The following is a 2,981-nucleotide window of genomic DNA, read 5'->3' as shown; positions in this document are numbered from 1 at the left end:
GCCTCCAACGGCGTAGGCAATTCCGAGGAAGTCAGCCTCGCCGGGCTGGCCGCGGGAACCTACTTCGCCCGCGTGCTCGGCTACAGCGGCGCGGCCAATCCGAACTACTCGCTGTCGGTGGACGTAGCCTCCACCGCTGCGCTCGGCCCCGACTCATGGGAGACTAACAACTCCAGCGCTCAGGCGACACCGATCCGGCAGGCACAGCAGACCCTGAGCAATGCGACCATCACCCAGGGTGACCAGGACTGGTACAGCTTCAGCTTGCCGACCGCAGGCTCAGGGACCGACCACGTCCGCGTGTCCGCCACTGGCGGTGACCTGACCATCCGCGTACTCGATGCGCAGGGGCGTGCACTGGCCTCCGTGCAGACCGACACGTCAGGGCAGGCGACGCTGCCCCTGTTCGGGGTTGCCGCAGGCCAGTACTTCATCAACGTGGCGGGCTCGGTGGCAACCGCGCAGGCTCGATACGACCTGGAGCTCCGTGCCAGCGGGGCCGGGGCCACCGCCGCGAGCGACAGCTGGACGATCCTCGTCTATGTCGACGGTGACAACAACCTCGAGGACGCAGCGGTTATCGACGTCAACGAGATGGAGGCAGCGGCGCTGCGTGCGGGCATCAGCGTCGGCGTCCTCGTGGACCGTCACCCGGGCTACGACACCAGCAGCGGCAACTGGACCGACACGCGCAGGGGCGTGATCACCAGCGACAGCAGCCGCACGGTGATCAACTCCCCGTTGACACCGGTCGGCGAGCTCGACATGGGCCGCGGACAGACGCTGACCGACTTCATCAACTGGGGCGCTGCCAACCTGCCGGCACAGCACTACGCGGTCGTGATCTGGGACCATGGCGGCGGAACGTTGGGCGGTTCTGCGTACGACGACTCCAGCAGCAGCAGCTACCTCACCAACGCCGAGGTGCGGCAGTCGATCGCTGCCAGCACGCTGCAGCGCGTGGACGTGCTGGGATTCGACGCCTGCCTGATGGCATCGGTGGAGATTGCTAGCGAAATGACGCCGGTGGCCACGCAGCTGATCGCGTCGGAACAGACCGAACCGGGTGATGGTTGGGACTACACCGTGTTTCTCACGTCGTTCGCGCGCGCATCGTCAGCCGATGCATCGACCCTCGGCGCGGCCATCGTCGACGCCTACGGCACGTTCTTCAGTGGCAACCAGACGTTGGCAGCGATCGACCTGTCACGGGTGCCGCAGATCGAGTCGGCGATCAACGCCTTTGTCGCGGTGATGCGCAACGCGTCGACCGCGGACTGGCAGGCGGTGCGCAGCGCGGCATCGAGAACCACGGTGGCTGATCAGAACTTCAGGTACCTGGTCGACCTTGGCAACTTCATGACCAACCTCGAAGCCGCCAGTTCGAACCCGCAGATCGATGCCGCGACGCGCGCGGTGTCGCAGGCGATCGACAGCTCGATCCAGCGACATGTCGGGCCTTCGGGTTTCCAGGGCCTGACCGTGTTGCTGCCAACCAGCGCGTCGCAGCTTTCGGGTTACACGGCAGACCAGTACCGCTTCGTCGCCAACACCGACTGGGAGGACTTCCTGCGGCTGTACCTGTCGTCGGCCCGCAGCGCCGGAGCCGACCGTGCGGCCGGAGACGCGGGCCCTGACTTCGCCGAGACGGTCGACCTGACCGGCGCAGCACGTGCCTTCCGCAACGACACGTTCTCCGCGTCGCTGGATCTGGGCGTGGTCAATCAGGCCAACTACCGCCTGCCGCCGCTGACCATCGACTCGGCCACCGACGTGGACTGGTTCCGCTTCACGCTGCCGTCGGGCAACGGCTTCGTGCCCAGCCTGTCGGTTCAGGTGACCGACCCGACGAAGCCCATTTCGGCGCGCGTGCTCAACGGCGCGCAGACCGTCATCGCCCAGGGGACCACCGCCGCCGGGTCGGGCGCCGTCACGCTGGGGCAACTGGCGGCGGGCTCTTCGTACTACCTCGAGCTGAGCAGCCCGGGCGGGGTGCTCGTTCCGTCGTACAACGTCACCATCAACGCTTTCGGCACCGCGGTACCGGCCGATCCGCTGCCGGACTTCGCCGAAGCTGGCGGCGGCAACAACTCGCTGGCCAAGGCCATTCAGCTAGGCAACGCCAACAGTCTGTCGAGCATCGGCCCGCTGTGCAACCTGAGCTTCAATGCCGCCGACCTGCAAGGCGCGGACCTCGGCGGCGACTGGTTCCGCGTCGGTGCCGCGCGCACGGTCGAGTCCAACGCCAATCGCGTGGCGATCGTCGACGCCAGCAACGGCGGCCTCGACCTGCGCGTGTTCGATGTCACCGGCACGCTGCTCGCCGAATCGTCGACACTGTCGTCGTCGTCCGAATGGATCGCGTTCGCGCGGCAGGTCAACGACGTCTACGTCCAGGTGCTGTCGCGGATCGGGTCGACGACCGCGAACTACTCGCTGTCGATCTGGAACCAGCCCGACAACGTGCTCGAAGGCAGCTCCGGCAACGACAACCTGGTCGACGCCACCGCAGGCGCGTCATTGCTGCGCGGCCTGGCGGGCAACGACACGATCGATGGTGGGTCGGGGAATGACACGCTGTTCGGCGGTGCCGGCGACGACACGGCCATCTTTTCGGGCAGCTACGCAAGTTATGCCGTTACCTACAGCCCCGGCACTGGCCAGTTCACGATCTCGGACAAGACGGTTGGCCGAGAGGAAACAGATGTGATCTCTGAGGTCGAGCACTTTCAGTTTGCTGATATCACCAAGCTTGCCAGCGAGTTGAGCACGGACACCGTCCCCCCGACGGTCATGACCTTCAGCCCGGCCGACGGCGCCACGGGGGTTGCCCCCGGCAGCCATATCGTCCTCAACTTCAGTGAGCCCATCGCCCGCGGTACCGGCAGCCTCGTTCTCAAGACCGCCGCCGGCGCGACGATCGAAACCTTCGACGCCGCGACCAGCAACCGGCTGGCCCTCTCCGGCAGTACCTTGACCAT

The 2,981-nt window shown here is 66.5% G+C and carries 1 protein-coding gene; it reads left to right on the top strand.

Annotation, left to right across the window (positions count from 1 at the left end; genetic code table 11):
• On the top strand, positions 1 to 2,981 hold a 2,981-nt coding region (locus Q1M07_RS01115; protein ID WP_300449435.1), incomplete at both ends, for a clostripain-related cysteine peptidase.

It is taken from the genome of Accumulibacter sp. (assembly GCF_029255285.1).
GTDB lineage: Bacteria > Pseudomonadota > Gammaproteobacteria > Burkholderiales > Rhodocyclaceae > Accumulibacter.
Note: the sequence above shows the minus strand (reverse complement) of the source record. Positions and strands in the feature narration are given on the sequence as shown.